Source organism: Frondihabitans cladoniiphilus (assembly GCF_039544345.1).
GTDB classification, from domain to species: domain Bacteria; phylum Actinomycetota; class Actinomycetes; order Actinomycetales; family Microbacteriaceae; genus Frondihabitans; species Frondihabitans cladoniiphilus.
This window is the reverse complement of record NZ_BAABLM010000001.1, coordinates 81,104-98,773: the sequence shown is the minus strand read 5'-3', so window position 1 is coordinate 98,773 and position 17,670 is coordinate 81,104. Positions and strand designations below refer to the sequence as shown.

Below are 17,670 nucleotides of genomic sequence, written 5' to 3'. Positions count from 1 at the left end.
CTCCTTCCCGCAAGGCGTCGCGTTTTCCGCACGGTATCGCGCCGCGTCGCGATGCCTTGCGTGAATGGCGCTGCCTCGTGGATGGAAGACCCGCGCGGACCGGCGACGTGCGACCCTTGTGCGCATGGACCTGGAGGTGTCGCCCGCGCTCACGATTCCGGCAGCCGAGCTCGGCTGGCGGTTCTCGCGCTCGTCGGGCCCCGGTGGCCAGCACGTCAACACGTCCGACAGCCGGGTGCAGCTCTCGTGGAACGTCGCGGAGTCGGTGGTGCTCTCCGACGATCAGCGACTCCTGCTGCTCGCGCGACTCGAGCGCCGCCTCGTCGACGGGGTGCTGACCGTCACGGCCGCCGAACAACGCTCTCAGCTCCGCAACCGCGAGATCGCTCTCGACAAGCTCGCCGAGCTGGTGGCCGAGGGCCTCGCACCGGCGGCGCCGAACCGACGGCCGACCCGGCGCACCCGCGGGTCGAACCGTCGCCGCCTCGCCGCGAAGGGCGCCCGGTCCGAGACGAAGCGGCAGCGGCGGCGGCCCGACGCCGAATAGCACCGAGGCCGCCGACGGGAACCGTCGTCGACGCCGAGGTCACCCGGTCAGCGACGCACCGTTCGTGGCGATGACTTCTCTAAACCAGTCGAAGGACTTCTTGCGAAACCGATCCAGCGTGCCCGAGCCGTCGTCGTTGCGATCCACGTAGATGAAGCCGTACCGCTTGCTCATCTGCGCCGTGGACGCGCTCACCAGATCGATGGGACCCCACATCGTGTAGCCGAGGACCTCCGCTCCACTCTCGACGGCCTCACCCACCTGATACAGGTGGTCGTTGAGATAGGCGATGCGGTAATCGTCGACGACGGTCCGGGTGCCGTCGACCTCGACGAGGGAGTCCTTGGCGCCGAGACCGTTCTCGACGACGAAGAGCGGTTTGCCCCACCGCTCCCAGAAGCTCTCGATGACGAGGCGCAGACCCACGGGATCGATCTGCCACCCCCACTCGGACGCCGGGAGGGTGGGATTCACGACGCCGCCGATCAGGTTGCCCGGGCCCACCTCCCGGTCGGGACCCGCCGTCTCGCACAGGCTCATGTAGTAGCTGAAGGAGACGAAATCGACCGTATGGGTGAGGTCCTGTCGATCCTGCTCGGTGACGTCGAGCTCCACCCCTTTCTCCCGGAGCATGCGGATGTAATAGCCCGGATAGCGGCCTTGCACGTGGATGTCGCCGAAGGCCAGGTTCTCGTGCTCGCGCTGCCGGACGGCGAGCGCATCTGCCGGTGACGGAGTCAGCGGGTACACCGGAGCAGCGATGACCATGCATCCGACGCGCACCTCCTCGACCAGCTCGTGCGCCAACCGGGTGACGCGCGCGCTGGCGACGAGTTCGTGGTGGATCGCCTGGTAGAGGACGCGCTCCGGGAGCTGCTCCTTCGGAGTCCAGATGGCACCCGACAGGAGCGGCTGATGCAGCACCGCGTTGATCTCGTTGAACGTCAGCCACCGTTTGACGCGTGTGCCGTAGCGCTCGAACAGCGCCCGACTGAAGGTTTCGTAGAAACCGATCATCTCCCGCGACGCCCACCCGTCGTACGTCCGCGCCAGGTGGAGCGGCGTCTCGTAGTGGCTGATCGTGACGAGGGGCTCGATTCCGAACCTCTCGAGCTCGTCGAGCACCCGGTCGTAGAACGCCAGCCCTTCCTCGTTCGGCTCGGCCTCGTCGCCGCGAGGGAAGATACGACTCCAGGCGATCGAGAACCGGTAGACGCGGAACCCCATCTCGGCGAAGAGAGCGATGTCCTCGGCGTAGCGATGGAAGAAGTCGATCCCCACCTGCTTGAGATTGGCCGGAGTGGGTTCCTCCGTGGGCGGACGAGAGACGCCCGAGGGCATGACGTCCTGGATCGACACGCCCTTGCCGCCTTCATCGAAGCCACCCTCGATCTGGTTCGCCGCGGTGGCTCCGCCCCAGAGGAACCCGTCCGGAAACCTCATACCGAGACCGACGAGTCGTGCACCGTGTAGCCCAGCGCTCGCAGTTCGCCGGCGGTCGAAGCCATGGTCTCGTTCCAGGTCTCGGAGAGCGCGTAGTCGATGGGGGTGTCCCCCGAGTACCACGTGCCGAACACGTTGCTCCAACCGGCCGGCTCGCCCTTCGGGTGGTCGGTGAAGCGTCGACTCCCCCATTTGCCGGTGAAGTGGATCTCTTTGTCCGCGAACCGCCAGGTGATGTTCTTGAACGCGCAGGTGGTGTCCCCCTCGTCGACCCAGCCGAGCGGGAAGTACTCCACCTCGATCTCGGACTGCTCGGTGACGATCGGCTCCTCGCCCTCGAGCCAGTAGACCGCTGTGCCGTAGCCGTTGGCCTTCCGCATGAAGCCGTAGAAGAACTCGCGTCGTCCGTCCTTCCTGATGCCGCAGTAGACACTGCTCGCCACGTAGTTGTAGATGAGTTCCATTCGTCCGTCGACGTCGTCGGCCGTGGCGAAGCAGTGGTCGAACTGTCCGATTCCGGTCACCGGTTTGCCCTCGTACGTGCCCGAGAAGGTGAACGGCTGCCAGATGTAGCCGCCGCCGAGTGCCGAGTTCTTGCCCGAGAACATGCCGACCGGCCAGTATTCACCGGTGATGTCGAGGACGTCGCCCTCCTTGATGACGATCCGATCGGCCGTCTTGCTCTGAAGGAGGTACGGCTCGGTCGTCTCACTGGCGTACGTCACCGGGGCGTCCGACACCTCCTCGTATCCCTTGAGGGGCACGCCCTCCTGGGCGAGGTCGCGGTAGTGGCCCTGACCGGGCTGTTGGGGCTCGAGCGGACCGTCGCCGAGTTTGACGATGCCGCCCCAGCGGATGGCACCGGGCTTGAAGTTCCGCATGTAGTAGTGCGGCTGCTCGTCGCCTTCCACGAGGAACTGCAGGTACACGTAGTGCTTGCACAACTCGTAGGGCGAGTCCCCTTCCACCTGGAAGATCTCGGGCCGGAAGCCGAGGTCGTCGTCGACCATGTGACGGACGACGTAATTGGTCTCGGCGAGCTGCTGCTGGTCTTTCGTCATGGGGTGTCCTTCTGTGTTTCGAGGGTGGGAGGGGTGTGTATGGGAATGAGGGGGCGGAGGCGGACCTGGTGGCGGGGCCCGGAATGCCCCACTGTCGGCCCCGTCCGCGCGGACGACCGCGCCGGCCGGTCCGTTCCCCGCTCTCAGGCGGCTCGCTCGGCCTCCTCCGCCCGCTCCTGGACTGCTTTCCGCGAGAACAGGAAGAATCGGGTGACGATGGCGCCGAGGACGAGGCCGCCGACGGCGAGGATCGCGAAGAGGAGGGTGCTTCCGTTCGCGGTCAACAGGGGCAGGGCGAAGAGGCTCAGGAGGGCGAAGCCATGGGCCTCGGCGTTGAAGAAACCGAAAGCGGCACCGATTGTCGCACCGGTGATGACCAACGGGGCGACGAAGCGCTTGTTGCGCAGCACGTAGCCGAACATGATCGGTTCCGTCACGCCCGAGAAGATGGCCGTGAAGAGCAAGCCGCCGGCAATGGTCCGTTCTCGAGCGACCTTTGTCCAGAGGAGGATGCCCAGGGGAAGGGAGATGGCGGCCAGGTTCGATGCACCCGCCAGAACGAAGAGCGAGCTGACGCCCGTCGTGGCGATCGCCGTGATCATGATGGGGATGAAGGCCCAGTGGATGCCGAACAGGACGAGGAACGAGAACACCGCTCCGATGACCAGGCCGGTGAGGATCGGGCTGAAATCGAACATCGCCGTGTAGCCCACCGAGATGCCCTGCGAGATGTAATAGGCGAGCGGCCCCAGGACGAGGAGCGTGAACGGAACGAAGACGACGAGGCCCACGAAGGGGATCACCAGCATCTTGAAGTCCTTGTGCACGACACGGTTGAGCCACTTGTCGGCGTAGCTGTAGACCCAGATCGCGACCAACGACGGGAACAGCGTGCTCGAGTAGTCGAACATGTGCGCCGGGATCCCGAGGAAGTCGACCACTTTCCCCGGAGACGTCACCAGGGCGGTGATCGTCGGAGCCATCAGCGCCGCCCCGATGGTGGCGGCGATGTACTCGTTGACGCCGAGGGTCCGCGCGGCGGTGAACGCGACGAGGATCGGGAGGAACGTGAACACCGCGCTCGAGATCCCCGCGAAGATGACGTAGGTGGACGACTTCGCGTCGAGGAGGCCGATGGCCACCGCGACGGCGAGGAAGCCCTTGAGGATGCCCGAGCCGACGAGGGCCGGGAGCAGTGGCGACATCGCGCCTGCGATGTAGTTCAGGACGGCGCTCGCGACGCTCTTCGCCCGCGACGCCCCCGACACCCTCTCTTTCATGAGTTCGGCGTCGACCCTCCTCTCCTCCAGGGTTCTCACCGCCTGGGGAGGGACGGCTCCACCGGCGAAGTCGACGCCGTGAGCGGCGGCGTATCGCACGACCTCCTGCCGGTACTTGGGCACGTCGTTGCCGATGACGATGTGATATTGACGGCCCGTGTTGACCGTGCCCAGCACCTCGGGCATGGCCTCGAGGCCGGCCGCGTCGACAGCGGTCAGGTCTTTCAGGGTGAGGCGGAGGCGGGTGGCGCAGTTCTGCACCTGCGTGACGTTCGGCAGGCCACCCACTTTCGCGAGGATCTCTTCGGTTGCGGTTTCGTAGGACATCGTGGTGCCTTTCTTCGAGGACCCCGAGGCGTCACTGCCTCGAGGGTCGGCTACCGGTTCCACGCCTTCGCGGAACCCGATGGTGCGGGGGGTGTCGTTTCGGACGAACTGCTGACGAGGGTGCCGTGGATGACACGCTCGATGTGGAGAGCGAGGTAGGCCGTCTCCTCGTCGGTGACCGCGGTCGGCTGCTGCCTCGACACGTGTCGCCGGATGCGCTCCGCCAGGGCCATTGCCCGAGGAGCCTGCTCGGCGAGCTGCGGATACAGGTGCGTCCCCTCGAGGAGCCGGCCCGTGAAGAGTCGCTCGACGAAGAACTGCACGTGCACGAGGAGGCGCCGGTGGTCGAGATCGCTGTGGGCTTCGAACTCGGGATGCTCGTCCCGGATGATCTCGACGATCTCCGCCATGAGGCCGGCCGCTGCGAATGCGTCGAAGGCGCCGTCCTGGTGCGTTCGGGCGTTGACGAGGTGATACGCGATGTTCGCTGCCTCGTCGTCGGAGAGGCGGACACTCACTCGATCGGCGATCATCTCGAGTGCCTCGCACCCGATCTGGTATTCGACCGGATAGTAGGTCCGGATCTCCCAGGCCAGCGAGTTACCGGGTCGGATGCCCTGCGACTCGCGTTCGACGGCGAACTGGATGTGGTCGGTCAGCACCAGGAGGAGATGGGGATTGAGCTCCACCTCGAGGCGCCGTTGGGCCAGCCCGACGATGTCCCGCGTGAGGATGGCGTACTCCGGAGCGATGTCGGACAGGAGGTCGAAGAGCGCCTGTTTGTCGGAGTCGCCCGATGGCAGGAAGACCCTGTTGACTTCGTCCTCGGACACCTGGTCGCCCGGCTTTCGCGCGTACCCGATACCCCGTCCGATCAGGATCACTTCTTTGCCGGACTCGTCGATTGCGAGCACCACGCTCGAGTTCAGGACCTTGACGATCCGGTGGCGCGGATTCATCTCGCCTTCCGCCTCAACTCGCCGCTTGGCGCGCCAGGGACGCGTCGACCGGCGTGCGGCGGCGAAGCGTGAACATCGGCTCCCCTGCCCTGATGGCTCCCATGGGCCGAGCCATGTCGAAGTCGAATTCGTCGGTGTTGGTGACGACGACCGGAATGACCGTGCTGAAACCGGCCTCCTCGATCTGCGCGAGATCGGCTTCGATCACGAGGTCGCCTGCGGAGACGTCTTCGCCGACCGCAAGCCTCGCCCGGAACGCCGATCCGTTCAGCTCGACGGTGTCGAGGCCGATGTGCACCAGGACCTCCGCCTGATCGCGACCGACCACGCCGATCGCATGCCCTGTCGGGAACGCGACCGCCACTTTGCCGCTGATGGGGCTGCGGACTTCACCATTCGTCGGGCTGATCGCGCAGCCCTTGCCCAACATGCCCCGGGCGAAGACGGGATCAGGGACCAGCTCGAGCGGCATCATGATGCCATCCACAGGACTCAGAACCTCGAAGACTTCTTCAGAATCACTCATCGCACACCTTTGTCGATTGTTGGAGAACCGGAAGAGGGCACAAAAAAAGGACCTAGCGGAAGGAATCGCACTTGCGATTCGCTCTGCCAGATCCTGCCCGCACTACCGGTTACATGTCCGTTGGAAGGAACGTACGCCCAGGTCCATTCCCCTGTCAACTACTGGCTCCATCCCCAGGCTCGGCCGACCACTCGCAATCCGCGTCGCAGTGCAGCAGGGTGGAGACATGCCCGAGCAGAAGAGCAGCAGCACACGACCGCGAAGCGCCGACGGCAGCGCAGGCGACGCCGACTACGGGGTCATCGCCTCCGACTACGCCCGGTACCGGCAGCCGGAGCAGGCCTTCGTCGCGGCGATCCAGAACGCCTTGGCAGACGCGAGGACGCTGATCAACATCGGTGCCGGCGCCGGCTCCTACGAGCCCACCGGCCTCGACGTCACCGCGATCGAGCCCAGTGCCGCGATGCGCGCTCAGCGCCCCGCCGGATCCGTCCCCGCGATCGACGCCGTCGCGGAGCACCTCCCATTCGCCGACGGCGCCTTCGACGCTGCCCTCGCGTCCTTCACCGTCCACCAGTGGCGAGACCTTCGGGCGGGCCTTGGCGAGGCGCGTCGCGTCACGCGCGGCCCCGTCGTCATCCTCACCTGCGATCCGAGCGGCCTGCAGGCCTCCTGGCTGAACGAGTACGCCCCCGAGGTCATCGCGACCGAAGCTCGACGCTATCCGGCCGTCGCCGACATCGAGTCCGGCCTGGGCGGCTCCGTCACGGTCACGCCCCTCCCCATCCCTCTGCAGTGCACCGACGGGTTCTCCGAGGCCTACTACGGCCGTCCGGAGGCGCTCCTCGACCCCGGCGCCCGCCTCGCGAACTCGGCGTGGAGCTTCGTCGATCCCTCGGTCGGCGCCCGGTTCGATGAGTCTCTCCGAGCCGATCTCGCCTCGGGCACGTGGGATGCACGGCACGGCCACCTGCGAACGCAGCCCACCTTCGCCGGCTCCCTCCGCCTGATCGTGGCCCGTCCCGCATGACCCGCCGCCCGAAGTGACCCTTCGGCGCTGAGTCGGGTGCCTGATGCGCTCAGCCGAGGGCGAGCGCGCCCCGAGCCGCCTTGGCCGTGCCACTCGAGCCCGTGAAGGCCGCGAGCCAGACGCGGAGTGCGGGATCGCTCACGGCTCGGTGGTGACGCAGGCTCTCGTCGAGGAGGAGCCCCACGAGGGCGCCGATCCCTCGAGCGGCGCGAGGGAGCCTCGGCAGCAAGTGGGTGAGCAGATCGACGACCGCGTCCGGCGCGAGCATGGCGGCGTCCGAGAGCGACGACGCCCAGCGACTGAGAGCGATGGCCGGTTGGCATCCCGCGAACCCGATCGCCGCTTGCTGCGGCGAAATGCGCGAAGGGATGGCTGCCGCGAAGAGCTCCGCGGCGTGGGTGCGATGCTCGGCACGAAGAGCCGCCATCCCGAGTGCGAGGACCTGCGCGGTCTCCGAGGTCCAGACTCCGGGGTGCGACGCGAGCGTGCTGAGACTCGTGCCGGCCGACAGATTCACCTCCGACGTGGCCGAATGCATGACGGGCACGGCGACTGCCGCGAACGGAAGGGTCGACGAGGGATCGACGAGCCCCAGAGCCCCCGCCACCAGCGGGCTCACCTGCCGTCGTTCGAGGTCCCATCGCGAGGTCGTGATCGACGGGATCAAGGCGGGCTGAAGCGGAGACGGGTCCGTGACGGGGTCCGCGACGATGACGGGGCTCCACCAGATCCACTTGGGAGAGCCGCTCGGGCGCACCGCGGACGACACTCTCGAGGTCCACTCGATCGACATCGCCTCGGTGATCACGGGCCTTTCTGCACCGAGGGCGCGAGTGATCCGATCTCGATCGGCCGGTCGGATCCGCAGGATCGCCTGAGTGAGGTCGACGGGCAGCGGGACCGGACCGGAGTCGAAGCGCTCGAGCAGGACGTCGGGATCGATCCATCCCTGCGTGTCGGTCGGTGTGGCGAGCAGGCGACGGCGGGGCGTGCGTCCTTGCAGGATCGAAGCGACTTCCCGAAGCCGAGTGACGAGACTGGGCAGTGCCGTCCTCTCCTCCTCGGTGCGAAGCGGCGTCGGTTGCCCGTCCGGACGTTCGACGTACACGCCGTCGACGAGCACCATTCTGGTCCGCTGCCAGATCGGGCGAGGAAGAAAGATCGTCTCGGGATCGACGGCCACCTGCACGAGCGGGCCGAGCCACTGATCGCCGCCGTCGGGTTGACTCCTGAGGGCACGCTTCAGGAGGGGCGTGAGAGTGGAAGCCGCGTTCTCCGTGATCGCCAGCCACGCCAGAGCGAGTTCGAGGTCGAGGGCGCTCGTCCGGAACTCGAGGAACTCGGCGAACCGCTCCCGTGCATCCTCGTCGCTCCAGGGCTGGACGGGCGCGGCAGCGAGCGACCGCCCTGGCGTCGCATCGCTGAGCCGAGCAACGGCGGCGACCGGGGCCGCACTCGGCAAGAGCTCGGCGACCACTGCGGGTGCGAGATCACCGGACGAATCCCGCGCGATGTCTTCGCGGCCCAGCCTCTGCAGGAGGCGGATCGAGGCCCGCTGAACGTCGACGTGCGGATGGGCGAGCCCCGAGGACGCAGCCGAGACCACCGCGTCGACCGAGACCGCATCGTCGCCGGCGATCGTCTCGAGGATTCGGAGGATGCCGACGGCGGCGGCCTTGGGTCCGGAAAGCGCGGCGGCGCACGCCTCCACGAACTGCGGCGCTTCCAGAAGGCCCTGCTTGTGGATGAGCGCGAGGTGCGTGGCTGCGAGCGAGACCGTCGCCGTGACCGACGAGCCGAGGCACTGCCTGAGCAGAGCTTGATCCGCCGCCGCTTCCGACGCGTCCGGCACCAGGGCGTTGTACGTCTTCGAGAACCAGCCGGCTCGGTACGAGGCGAAGTCGCGATTCAGGGCTTCGAGGCACGAGCGCAGCACACGCGCACGGTTGATCGTGCCCTCGTCGACGAGTCGAATGACGGTCCTGTGCCAATCGAGGTCGCGGCTCGAGTACTTGTCGACATTGGCGAGCGATATACCGGCATTACCCTCGACCTCGAAGATCCGCCAGAAGAGGTCGTCCCTCAGCTGGGAGTCGTGACGCAAGAGGTGCAGGCGCACCTCCTGCTCGTGCCTCCCGCCGAGGTGGCCCACCATGGCCAGCACGTAGTCCTCGCCGTGCGGCACCTCGAGACCCTCGAAGAGTTCGCGGAGTCGGATGGGCACGAAGGACGGCGACTGCGACCACCACTGACTCAACGACTGCAGCTCGGCCGGAGAGCCGTCCTCTCGTTGTCTCTCGTCCGCAGGAACCATGAGCAGGGCTTCGTAGAGGTCTCGGAGTGTCGCGCCCTCGCCAAGGAGACGCGACAGGTCGCGGTAGAAGTCCCAGAGGTGTTTGTACTCCGTCACGCGGTACACGCCGCCTCGGGCGCGTGACCCGCCCACGTCCGCGCAGCGAGCACGTGCTTGCACGGTCCGCGGGTACCCCGATGCCTGGTGTACCAGAGGCACGTGCATCGATCCTCGTCGACGCCGAGGACGACGCGGTATTGCGCCTCGGCGGAACGCACGACGTAGGAACTGTCGCCCCCGTCCGACACGCAGCCGTCTTCGACGAGCTTCCGAGCGTCCGAGAAACGGGGATGCAGGTCGTCGAGCAGTTCGGTCCGCATCGGAAGCGGCCGGTGGAAGTAGGCCTCGGCGCGGAAGTCGAACCCGAGCTGCCCGAACGAGGCCAGCGCCCCCAGAATCGGCGCGATGTCGTTCTCGGGAAGCCCGACGTCTGCGGCGAGGCGGCCCGGCTGGATTCGGGACTGGAAGGCCAAACGGTTCGAGACGAGGCGGAGGGCTTCCGGTTCGACGTCTGCCGCGAGTGAGGTGAGCAGCGCACCCTCCCCGGAGAAACCCCGCGACTTCTCGGGGCTGAGCCCGATCGTCACGCGCGCCCCCGGCATCTCCAGGACCCAGGCGCTCGACATCGGGAGCGAATCGGAATGCGCATCCGGCCCGTAGGCGCGGAGCCCCGTCGCGAACCGGAGAAGCGGTTCGAGGACCCGCAGCCGTTCCGGGCCCGCGACGCAGACGGCTCCGGGCGTCGGTCGCGAGGCCAGGCGCAGGGCGCGCCCTGCGTGGGTGGCCCACAACGCCGACTTCGTCGACGACGCCCGTGGCAGGGATTGGATGAACCGGGAGACGGCGATACCACTCAGTTCGTGTCGGAGCGACATGCCGGCGAAGAGCACCTGAGTCTCGGCGAACCCCTTGAGCCACCGTGTCGGAAGCGGGACGGATTCCTCGACGAGCTCGTCGTCGAGGGTGGCGACCCGAAGCTCCTCCTCCCCCACCCTCAGGTGCAACGGTTCACTGGGTCGCAGACCCGCGAGAGCCTGACGGAGGGGCGGGTTCACGTCGACGTTCGTCACCCCGGCCGCGAGGTGAGCGATGTCGAGGGCGCCGGCGTCGATGTCCAGACGCGCGTAGACACCGCAGCAGACGCTGAACGCCTCGAACCGAAGACCGTCGGGCGTCGCCGTGATCACCGGATCGGCGGCACGGAGAACCGCCGCCAGGGCGTTCGGGGGAACGTAGAACCGTGTTCGGGCGACGCGGGCCAGCAGCAGGAGAGCCTGGGCGACCACTGCCGGCCGTTCGACGAAACCCTGGAAGAAGTAGGGACTGTCCACCTCGCCGGCAGGGGTGCTGCCGCCACTCGTCGCCAATGACAGGCGCGAGCCGGTGCCATCGCTCGACAGGGCCGAGGGCGAGGCGTATCGGTAGCTGACGGACGGCGCTGCGATCATGCGCCCCGACCCGACCCCGACACGATGAGGTGATGATCCGTCATGAAGTCATCGTAGCCAGCGCTGAAAGACGACCCGTGTCGGCCGCCCGGGACGCGGTCAGCGAGCGGCGGGCCCGGCGTCGGGCGCGACGGGAGCAGGCTCGGCGGCGGGCACGACGGGAGCGGGCTCGGCGTCGGCCTCGTCGAAGTCGGCCTCGTCGAAGTCGGCAGGGGCGAAGTCGGCGGCCCGGGCATCCCCCGCGATCGGCGACGCCATGTGGCGCGTGATGGCCATCGAGGTCAGAGCGAGCAGGGCACCGATCACGCCGGCGGCGATGAGCAGCCCGCCGATGGTGCTGCCGGACTGCGCCGCGAAGAGCTTCGGGTAGTCGGCCTTGCCGGAGACGTACAGGGCGGCCTCCTTGCTGTTCGAGGTGGTCATGAGGAAGTATCCGACGACCGCGACGACGAGGGACGCCAGCCACAGCACCATGCGCGGGATGTTGATCTTCGAGGGACGGCTTGCAGTGGTGATCGACATAGACGCTTTCGGTTGGGAGGACGGCCCGGAACGGACCTCCGGCAGCCTAGGGAGGCGACCTCTCCATTCCCTATGATTCGACCCCGCACCTCCCGTTCACCCGCCGTTGGCCCGGCCGACCTACTCTCGCCGACATGGCCAAGAACATGGATCAGATCGTCGACGTGGCGATCGTCGGCGCCGGCATCGTCGGTCTCGGGCACGCCCTTGCGGCGATCGACCGGGGGATGCGCGTGCTCGTCATCGATCGGGGCGCCGAACAGACCGGGTCGTCGATCCGCAACTTCGGCCACTGCTGCATCACCGTCCAGTCGGGCGCGGCGCAGGTCCACGCCGAACGCACCCGCGAGCTCTGGCTGCGTCTCGCCGAGGAGACCGGCCTGTGGCTGCGCGAGGGCGCCTTCGTGGTCGCTCGCGCCGACGACGAGCTGGCCGCACTCCGGGAGTTCGCCGCCCGCCGCCCCGCGCAGGTCGAGGAGATCGACGCCGACGAGGTCACCGCGAGGACCGGCGTCGGCGCGGGCATCGCCACCGGTGGTGTGCGCCTTCTCGACGACGTCCAGGTGAATCCGCGGGATGCCCTGGCGAAGATCACGGCGTACCTCCGGTCGCGAGGCGTCGAGTTCCAGTTCCAGACCGCCGTCCGCACGATCCGCACCGGGCGCCTCCACACCACCCGCGGCCGCGTCGGCGCCGACACGATCGTCGTCGCCGTGAACCACGACCTCGACCAGCTCTTCCCCGACCTCGCCGCCCAGTACGAGGTGCGCCGCTGCGGCCTCGACATGCTGCGGGTGTCGATCCCGGGGCTCCGGGCACCACTCGAGGGTCCGGTGCTGACCGGCTGGTCGATGCTCCGCTACTCCGGGTTCGCGGGCTCCCCCTCGTTGGCGGGGGTGCGGGACCGGCTGTGGTCCGTGCATCCCACGCTCGCGGCTCTCGATCTGAACCAGATGTACACGCAGCTGCCCGACGGCACTGTGATCGTCGGCGACACGCACTACCGCGGCGACGCGATCGCGCCGTTCCAGCAGGAGGCAGCGTTCGACGAGCTGCTGCGGCTGGCGGCCGAGTTCTTCGGTCAGGCCCCGGACGGCATCCGGGTCGTCGAGCGGTGGCAGGGCGTCTACGCGTCGGCGCCAGCCGAGTTCCTGGTCGAGTCGCCCGTCGAGGGCGTGCACGTGGTCGGCGTCACGACCGGCATCGGCATGACCACCGGGCTCGGACTCGCGGACCGGGTGATGGCCGAGATCTACGAGCCGGTCGGGGCGTGACGGCGACCCCTGTCGCGGCGGGCGCGAACACTCACCGGCTGATCCGGTCGACGACGGCGGGCGAGGTGCTCGGGGTCGCCGAGCGCGGCGTGCTCGCCTGGCGCGGGATGCCCTTCGCCGCCCCGCCGATCGGGCCGCTCCGGTTCCGCGCGCCTCGGCCCGCACGCCCGTGGCACGGAGTGCGCGCGAGTCGCGAGTTCGGGCCTGCGGCGCCCCAGGACCGCGGCCAGTTCGTGGGCATCGACACTACGACGCCGCAGAACGAGGACTGCCTGACGATCAACGTGGTCGCGCCCGAGGGGTCCGCGCCGGGCGACGAGCTGCCGGTGCTCGTGTTCGTGCACGGCGGGGCGTACGCCGTCGGCTCCTCGCGGGAGTTCCCGCGACAGGGCGAAGGGCTCGTGCGGCAGGGCGGCATCGTCTACGTCAGCTTCAACTACCGACTCGGGGCCCTCGGGTACCTCGACTTCAGCGCCTGGGCCGACCCCGCGCATCCCCTCGACTCGAATCTGGGCCTTCGCGACCAGGTGCAGGCCCTCGAGTGGGTCCGCGACAACATCCGGGCCTTCGGCGGGGATCCTGCAGCGGTCACGCTCGCGGGCGAGAGCAGCGGTGCCAACGCGGTCACGACCCTGATGGCGGTGCCGCGGGCGCGCGGGCTGTTCGCGCGGGCGATCGCCCAGAGCTCGCCGACGAACGCGATCTACCCGCCCGACGTGACCGAGAGATGGGCGCAGGACTTCCTCGAGGACCTGAGTCACCTCGTCTCCGACGACGACCTCGAGTCGACTTCGCGCGAAGACGCCGCCGCTCTGCTGCTCTCCGCGCCGACGTCCGCCCTGGTCCGGGCGACGGCGCGCCTCAGCCTCCGGACCCCGGACGCCGAGCCCGGAGCGATCTGCCTGGCGCCGGTGATCGACGGGGAGTTCCTGCCCGAACGCCCCCTCGACGCGTTCAAGGCCGGGCGCGCGCATCCCGTGCCCCTGATCATCGGCACGAACGACCGCGAGGCGTCCGTGTTCACCGGGCGACGGGACATCCTGGCCACGACGCCCCCGCGCATCCGGGCGATCTTCCGCAAGACGCCGAAGAAGTCGCGCAAGGCGATCAAGCGGCAGTACCCGGGGCTGCCGGAGAAACGGGCCGCGGCCGACTTCGCCGGCGACTTCGCGTTCTGGTTCCCGTCCATCAAGGTGGCCGAACGCCACTCGGCCCACCAGCCCGTCTACTTCTACCGCTTCGACGCGGCCCCGCGCATGCTCCGCGTGGCCGGCGTTGACGCGTTCCACGGCCTCGACCTCTGGGCCCTGTTCGACGACCGCCACCACTCTCCGATCGGCCTCGGGCTCGGGCTGCTCGGCGGGCGCAGCGCGTTCTACAAGGCGGCGGGCCGGATGAGGATGCGCTGGCTCGAGTTCATCCGGACGGGCGCGGTCCGCGAGTGGCCGAAGTACGAGCGGCCCCTGCGGCGCACGCTGATCATCGACTTCCGCGACCGGATCGAGTCGGACCCGCGCCGGAGCCGTCGGAAAGCGTGGCAGGAGTTCGTGCCGCACCTGTGACCCCGGCGCGCTGCCTCGGCGGAGAGACCGCCAGACCCACCACGGCCGCGTAGTGCCCGAGGAGCTCGTCGCAGACGTGCTCCCAGGTTCGGTCGAGCACCACCCGCCGCCCGGCCTCGCCGAAGCGCGCGCGCAGGGCCGGATCCGCGACGAGCGTCCGCACGGCTCGCCTCAACGAGTGGTCGTGGCGCGGGTCGAACAAGAACCCGTCGACGCCATGCCGCACGAGGTCGAGGGGTCCGCCGGCGGCCGGTGCGACCACCGGCAGGCCCGCCGCGTGGGCCTCCTGCAGCGTCTGTCCGAAGGTCTCCAGGGTGCCCGGATGCACGAACACGTCGAGTGCCGCGTAGGCGGTGGCGAGGTCGTCGCCGTGGAGGGCGCCGAGGAAGGTGGGATCCAGGGCCGCGAGACGTCGGCCGAGCATCCGCCGGTCCGGGCCGTCCCCGACCACGACGAGACGGATGCCCCGCTGACCTCGGAGGGCGGCGAGACGGGTGAGCTCCTTCTCGGCGGCGAGCCGGCCGACGTAGCCCACGATGACCTCGGAGGGCAGCGCGAGCTGATCGCGCAGTTCGAGGGCCGCGGGGGACGAGCGCCTGTTCGGGTGGTACCGCACCGAGTCGACGCCGCGCCCCCAGCGGGCGAGTCGGTCGACGCCGGCCCGCTCGAGGTCGCGCCGGGACGCCTCGGACGGCACGAGGGTGAGGGTGGCTCCGGCGTGCACACGGCGGACGATCTTCCAGACGAGGGCCGCCGAGGCCGCGCCGAAGCCGTTGCGCGCGGCGTACCGGGCCATGTCGGTCTGGAACACCGCCACCGACGGGATCCCGAGCCGCTCGGCCACGACGATCGCCTGGGCCCCGAGCACGAACGGCGAGGCGGCGTGGACGACGTCGGGGGCGAACGCGGCGATCAGGCTGGTCATCTGCGGGCCGGGGATGCCCACGGGGAACTGCCGGTAGGCGACCGCCGGCATGCGGTGGACGGGGAAGCCGGCGTAGTGCGAGGGCCCGTCGCCGGCGGGGGCGATGACCATGGCCTCGTGGCCGCGGAGGGCGAGGTGGTCGAGGATCCGGAGCACGCTGGTGGTGACTCCGCTGACGGTGGGGAGAAAGCTCTCGGTCACGATCGCGACACGCATGGATTGCCCTTCGTCGAGGTGCTCTCGACGCTACGGACCCCCGGCGAACGGGCGGAGGCTACCGGGCGACGGCGGCCTGGCGGTCGGGTGAACCCTGCGCTTCGGGGGCGGCTTGTGCTTCAGGTGCGCCCTGTGCTTCGGGGGCGGCCTGTGCTTCGCGGGCGGCCTGGCACTCGGGCAGGCCCACGAGGTCGATGACGCCGTCGAGCACGTGGTCGTGCGGCAGCGCCTCGAGCGTCTCCCGGCCGACGGCGCCGGTCAGCACGCCGACGGCGATCACCCCGGCGTTCCGCGCCGCGAGCACGTCGACCGCGGTGTCGCCGGCCGCGAGAACGAGCCGCACGTCCTGCACGCCGGTCAACTCCATCGCGTGATGGATCAAGTAGGGAGCCGGTCGCCCGGCGGGCACCTCCGACGTCGTGACGAGGGCGTCGATCGTGTCGGCGGCGGAGGAGCCGACCGTCCACCCGAGGGTGTCGAGGATCCCCGTGGCGACCTCGCGGTCGAACCCGGTGGAGAGGGCGACGAGGATGCCCCGCCGACGCAGCTCGGCCAGGGCATCCCCCACGCCCGGCAGCGCCACGGGCGGCTCGGCGGCATACGTCGCTGCCAGAACCGCCTTGAAGCGGGCGAACCCCGCCTCGACGACGGCCGCCGTGGGCTCCACTCCCCCGAGCCGCAGCAGGTTCGTGATCGCGGTCACCTTGTCGGTGCCCATCCAGGTCTGGAGGTCGTCGGCGGTGAGCGAGGCGCCCGCGTCGCGGACGGCCTGCTCGAGGGCGCGGTACACGGCGCCCCCGTCGTCGATCGTCGTTCCGGCCATGTCGAGGACAGCGAGTTCAATCATGCTGCCGAGCGTAGGGCGGGCATCCCCCTTCGCTACACCCGGTGCGGGCCCTGCCGCGCGACGTCCTCCGAACGTTCTCGAACCATTCACCGATGAGGCGTGTCCCCGTAACGGGGGACGGCAACCATTGCCCCGATCGACCTGCGGATCCCCCTGTCCGGCACCACGGACTCCCGCTGTCGTTCCTGGAGGAAATACGTGAAGAGATCACGCATCGTCGCCGGCGTCGCATTCAGCGCCGCCGTCGTCGCCGTTCTGGCCGGCTGCTCGACCAGCTCGACCGCCGGTTCGTCGACGTCGAGCACCAGCAAGGTCGACGCCGCCACCGCAACGAGCGCAGCCGCTTTCGGCGGCATGGACGGCCTCGTCGCCGCGGCGAACGCCGAGGGCGCACTGAACGTCATCACCCTGCCCCCGTCGTGGGCCAACTACGGCAAGATCATCGCCGGCTTCGAGAAGAAATACCCCAAGATCAAGATCACCTCGGCCAACCCCAACGGCTCGAGTGCCGACGAGGTCGCCGCCGCCAAGTCGCTCAAGGGTCAGTCGACCGCTCCCGACGTCTTCGACCTCGGCACCGCCGTGCTGAACGCCAACACCGATCTGCTCGCGAACTACAAGGTCGCGAACTGGTCCGACATCCCCACCGACTTCAAGAGCGCCGACGGCACCTGGTACTACGACTACACCGGCCTCATGTCGATCGGCTACGACTCGTCGAAGATCAAGACGGCGCCGAAGTCGATCAACGACCTGCTCGGCTCGAGCTACAAGAACGAGGTGGCGATCAAGGGCGACCCGACGCAGGCCAACGAGGCCGCTTCCGCCGTCTACCTCGCGGCCCTCGGCAACGGCGGCTCCGCCGACGACATCCAGCCCGGCATCGACTTCTTCCAGAAGTTGAAGGCGAACGGCAACTTCATCTCGACGCTGCCGACGCAGGCCACCGTCAACTCCGGCGAGACGCCCGTCGTCCTCCAGTGGAGCTACAACAACCTCGCCTGGGGACCCGCCGCCGGCGGCGCCGGAAACCCGAACTGGAAGACCGTCGTCCTCCCCGGAACGGCCCTCGGCTCCTACTACAACCAGGCCATCAACAAGGACGCCCCGCACCCCGCGGCCGCCCGCCTCTGGGAGGAGTACCTCTACACGCCCGCCGTGCAGAACCTCTTCCTCGCCTCCGGCGCCTACCCGTCGACCCTCGCCGCCATGGAGAAGGCCGGCACCGTCGACAAGGCCACGCTGGCCAAGGTCGGCGGCGCCCCGTCCGACTTCGTCCAGCTGACGAGCGACCAGGCCACGAAGGCCGCCACCCTCCTCACGGCCGGCTGGGCCAAGGCGGTCAACTAG

The 17,670-nt window shown here is 68.9% G+C and carries 15 protein-coding genes; 5 read left to right on the top strand and 10 right to left on the bottom strand.

The window, feature by feature from the left end:
• Positions 1 to 124: 124 nt before the first annotated feature.
• Complete coding sequence (gene arfB, locus ABEA39_RS00520; protein WP_345371983.1) at positions 125 to 547, top strand: alternative ribosome rescue aminoacyl-tRNA hydrolase ArfB; 423 nt, start codon at positions 125 to 127, stop codon at positions 545 to 547.
• A gap of 39 nt (positions 548 to 586) precedes the next feature.
• Here the strand turns inward: arfB and ABEA39_RS00515 are convergent, their stop codons facing one another.
• The 5 genes from ABEA39_RS00515 to ABEA39_RS00495 form a co-directional block, all read right to left on the bottom strand.
• The gene (locus tag ABEA39_RS00515) at positions 587 to 1,990 is read right to left on the bottom strand and encodes a glycoside hydrolase family 1 protein (protein WP_345371981.1); all 1,404 of its coding nucleotides are present in this window, start codon (positions 1,988 to 1,990) and stop codon (positions 587 to 589) included.
• Positions 1,987 to 3,051: a hypothetical protein gene (locus ABEA39_RS00510; RefSeq protein WP_345371980.1), complete on the bottom strand. Its 1,065-nt coding sequence runs from the start codon at positions 3,049 to 3,051 to the stop codon at positions 1,987 to 1,989. The genes ABEA39_RS00515 and ABEA39_RS00510 overlap by 4 nt, the downstream gene beginning before the upstream one ends.
• Before the next feature lie 143 nt (positions 3,052 to 3,194).
• The gene (locus tag ABEA39_RS00505) at positions 3,195 to 4,658 is read right to left on the bottom strand and encodes a PTS transporter subunit EIIC (protein WP_345371978.1); all 1,464 of its coding nucleotides are present in this window, start codon (positions 4,656 to 4,658) and stop codon (positions 3,195 to 3,197) included.
• A gap of 50 nt (positions 4,659 to 4,708) precedes the next feature.
• A complete protein-coding gene (locus ABEA39_RS00500) occupies positions 4,709 to 5,617 on the bottom strand; it encodes a PRD domain-containing protein (RefSeq protein ID WP_345371976.1) in 909 nt (302 codons plus the stop codon).
• Between the two features lie 13 nt (positions 5,618 to 5,630).
• The gene (locus ABEA39_RS00495; protein WP_345371974.1) at positions 5,631 to 6,143 is read right to left on the bottom strand and encodes a PTS sugar transporter subunit IIA; all 513 of its coding nucleotides are present in this window, start codon (positions 6,141 to 6,143) and stop codon (positions 5,631 to 5,633) included.
• A 226-nt stretch (positions 6,144 to 6,369) separates the two neighbouring features.
• On the opposite strand from ABEA39_RS00495, the gene ABEA39_RS00490 reads away from it, so the two are divergent.
• Positions 6,370 to 7,173: a class I SAM-dependent methyltransferase gene (locus ABEA39_RS00490; protein ID WP_345371972.1), complete on the top strand. Its 804-nt coding sequence runs from the start codon at positions 6,370 to 6,372 to the stop codon at positions 7,171 to 7,173.
• 49 nt (positions 7,174 to 7,222) lie between these two features.
• On the opposite strand, the gene ABEA39_RS00485 is transcribed toward ABEA39_RS00490, so the two are convergent.
• The 3 genes from ABEA39_RS00485 to ABEA39_RS00475 form a co-directional block, all read right to left on the bottom strand.
• Positions 7,223 to 9,592, bottom strand: coding sequence for a DUF6493 family protein (locus tag ABEA39_RS00485; RefSeq protein ID WP_345371970.1), 2,370 nt, complete (start codon positions 9,590 to 9,592; stop codon positions 7,223 to 7,225).
• Positions 9,580 to 10,974, bottom strand: coding sequence for an SWIM zinc finger family protein (locus ABEA39_RS00480; RefSeq protein ID WP_345371968.1), 1,395 nt, complete (start codon positions 10,972 to 10,974; stop codon positions 9,580 to 9,582). Before ABEA39_RS00480 ends, ABEA39_RS00485 begins: the two co-directional genes overlap by 13 nt.
• A 99-nt stretch (positions 10,975 to 11,073) precedes the next feature.
• Positions 11,074 to 11,496: a hypothetical protein gene (locus ABEA39_RS00475; protein WP_345371966.1), complete on the bottom strand. Its 423-nt coding sequence runs from the start codon at positions 11,494 to 11,496 to the stop codon at positions 11,074 to 11,076.
• Between the two features lie 134 nt (positions 11,497 to 11,630).
• On the opposite strand from ABEA39_RS00475, the gene ABEA39_RS00470 reads away from it, so the two are divergent.
• On the top strand, positions 11,631 to 12,770 hold the full coding sequence (locus ABEA39_RS00470; RefSeq protein WP_345371964.1) for a TIGR03364 family FAD-dependent oxidoreductase: 1,140 nt from the start codon (positions 11,631 to 11,633) through the stop codon (positions 12,768 to 12,770).
• A complete protein-coding gene (locus tag ABEA39_RS00465) occupies positions 12,767 to 14,332 on the top strand; it encodes a carboxylesterase/lipase family protein (RefSeq protein WP_345371962.1) in 1,566 nt (521 codons plus the stop codon). The genes ABEA39_RS00470 and ABEA39_RS00465 overlap by 4 nt, the downstream gene beginning before the upstream one ends.
• On the opposite strand, the gene ABEA39_RS00460 is transcribed toward ABEA39_RS00465, so the two are convergent.
• Positions 14,250 to 15,473, bottom strand: a complete 1,224-nt coding sequence (locus ABEA39_RS00460; protein ID WP_345371960.1) for a glycosyltransferase family 4 protein — start codon at positions 15,471 to 15,473, stop codon at positions 14,250 to 14,252. The two genes, ABEA39_RS00465 and ABEA39_RS00460, sit on opposite strands and share 83 nt — an antisense overlap.
• A gap of 58 nt (positions 15,474 to 15,531) precedes the next feature.
• Positions 15,532 to 16,320 (bottom strand): phosphonatase-like hydrolase, encoded by a 789-nt coding sequence (locus tag ABEA39_RS00455; protein WP_345371958.1) that lies wholly within the window; start codon positions 16,318 to 16,320, stop codon positions 15,532 to 15,534.
• A 198-nt stretch (positions 16,321 to 16,518) separates the two neighbouring features.
• Between ABEA39_RS00455 and ABEA39_RS00450 the strand changes: the two genes are divergently transcribed.
• Complete coding sequence (locus ABEA39_RS00450; RefSeq protein WP_345371956.1) at positions 16,519 to 17,670, top strand: ABC transporter substrate-binding protein; 1,152 nt, start codon at positions 16,519 to 16,521, stop codon at positions 17,668 to 17,670.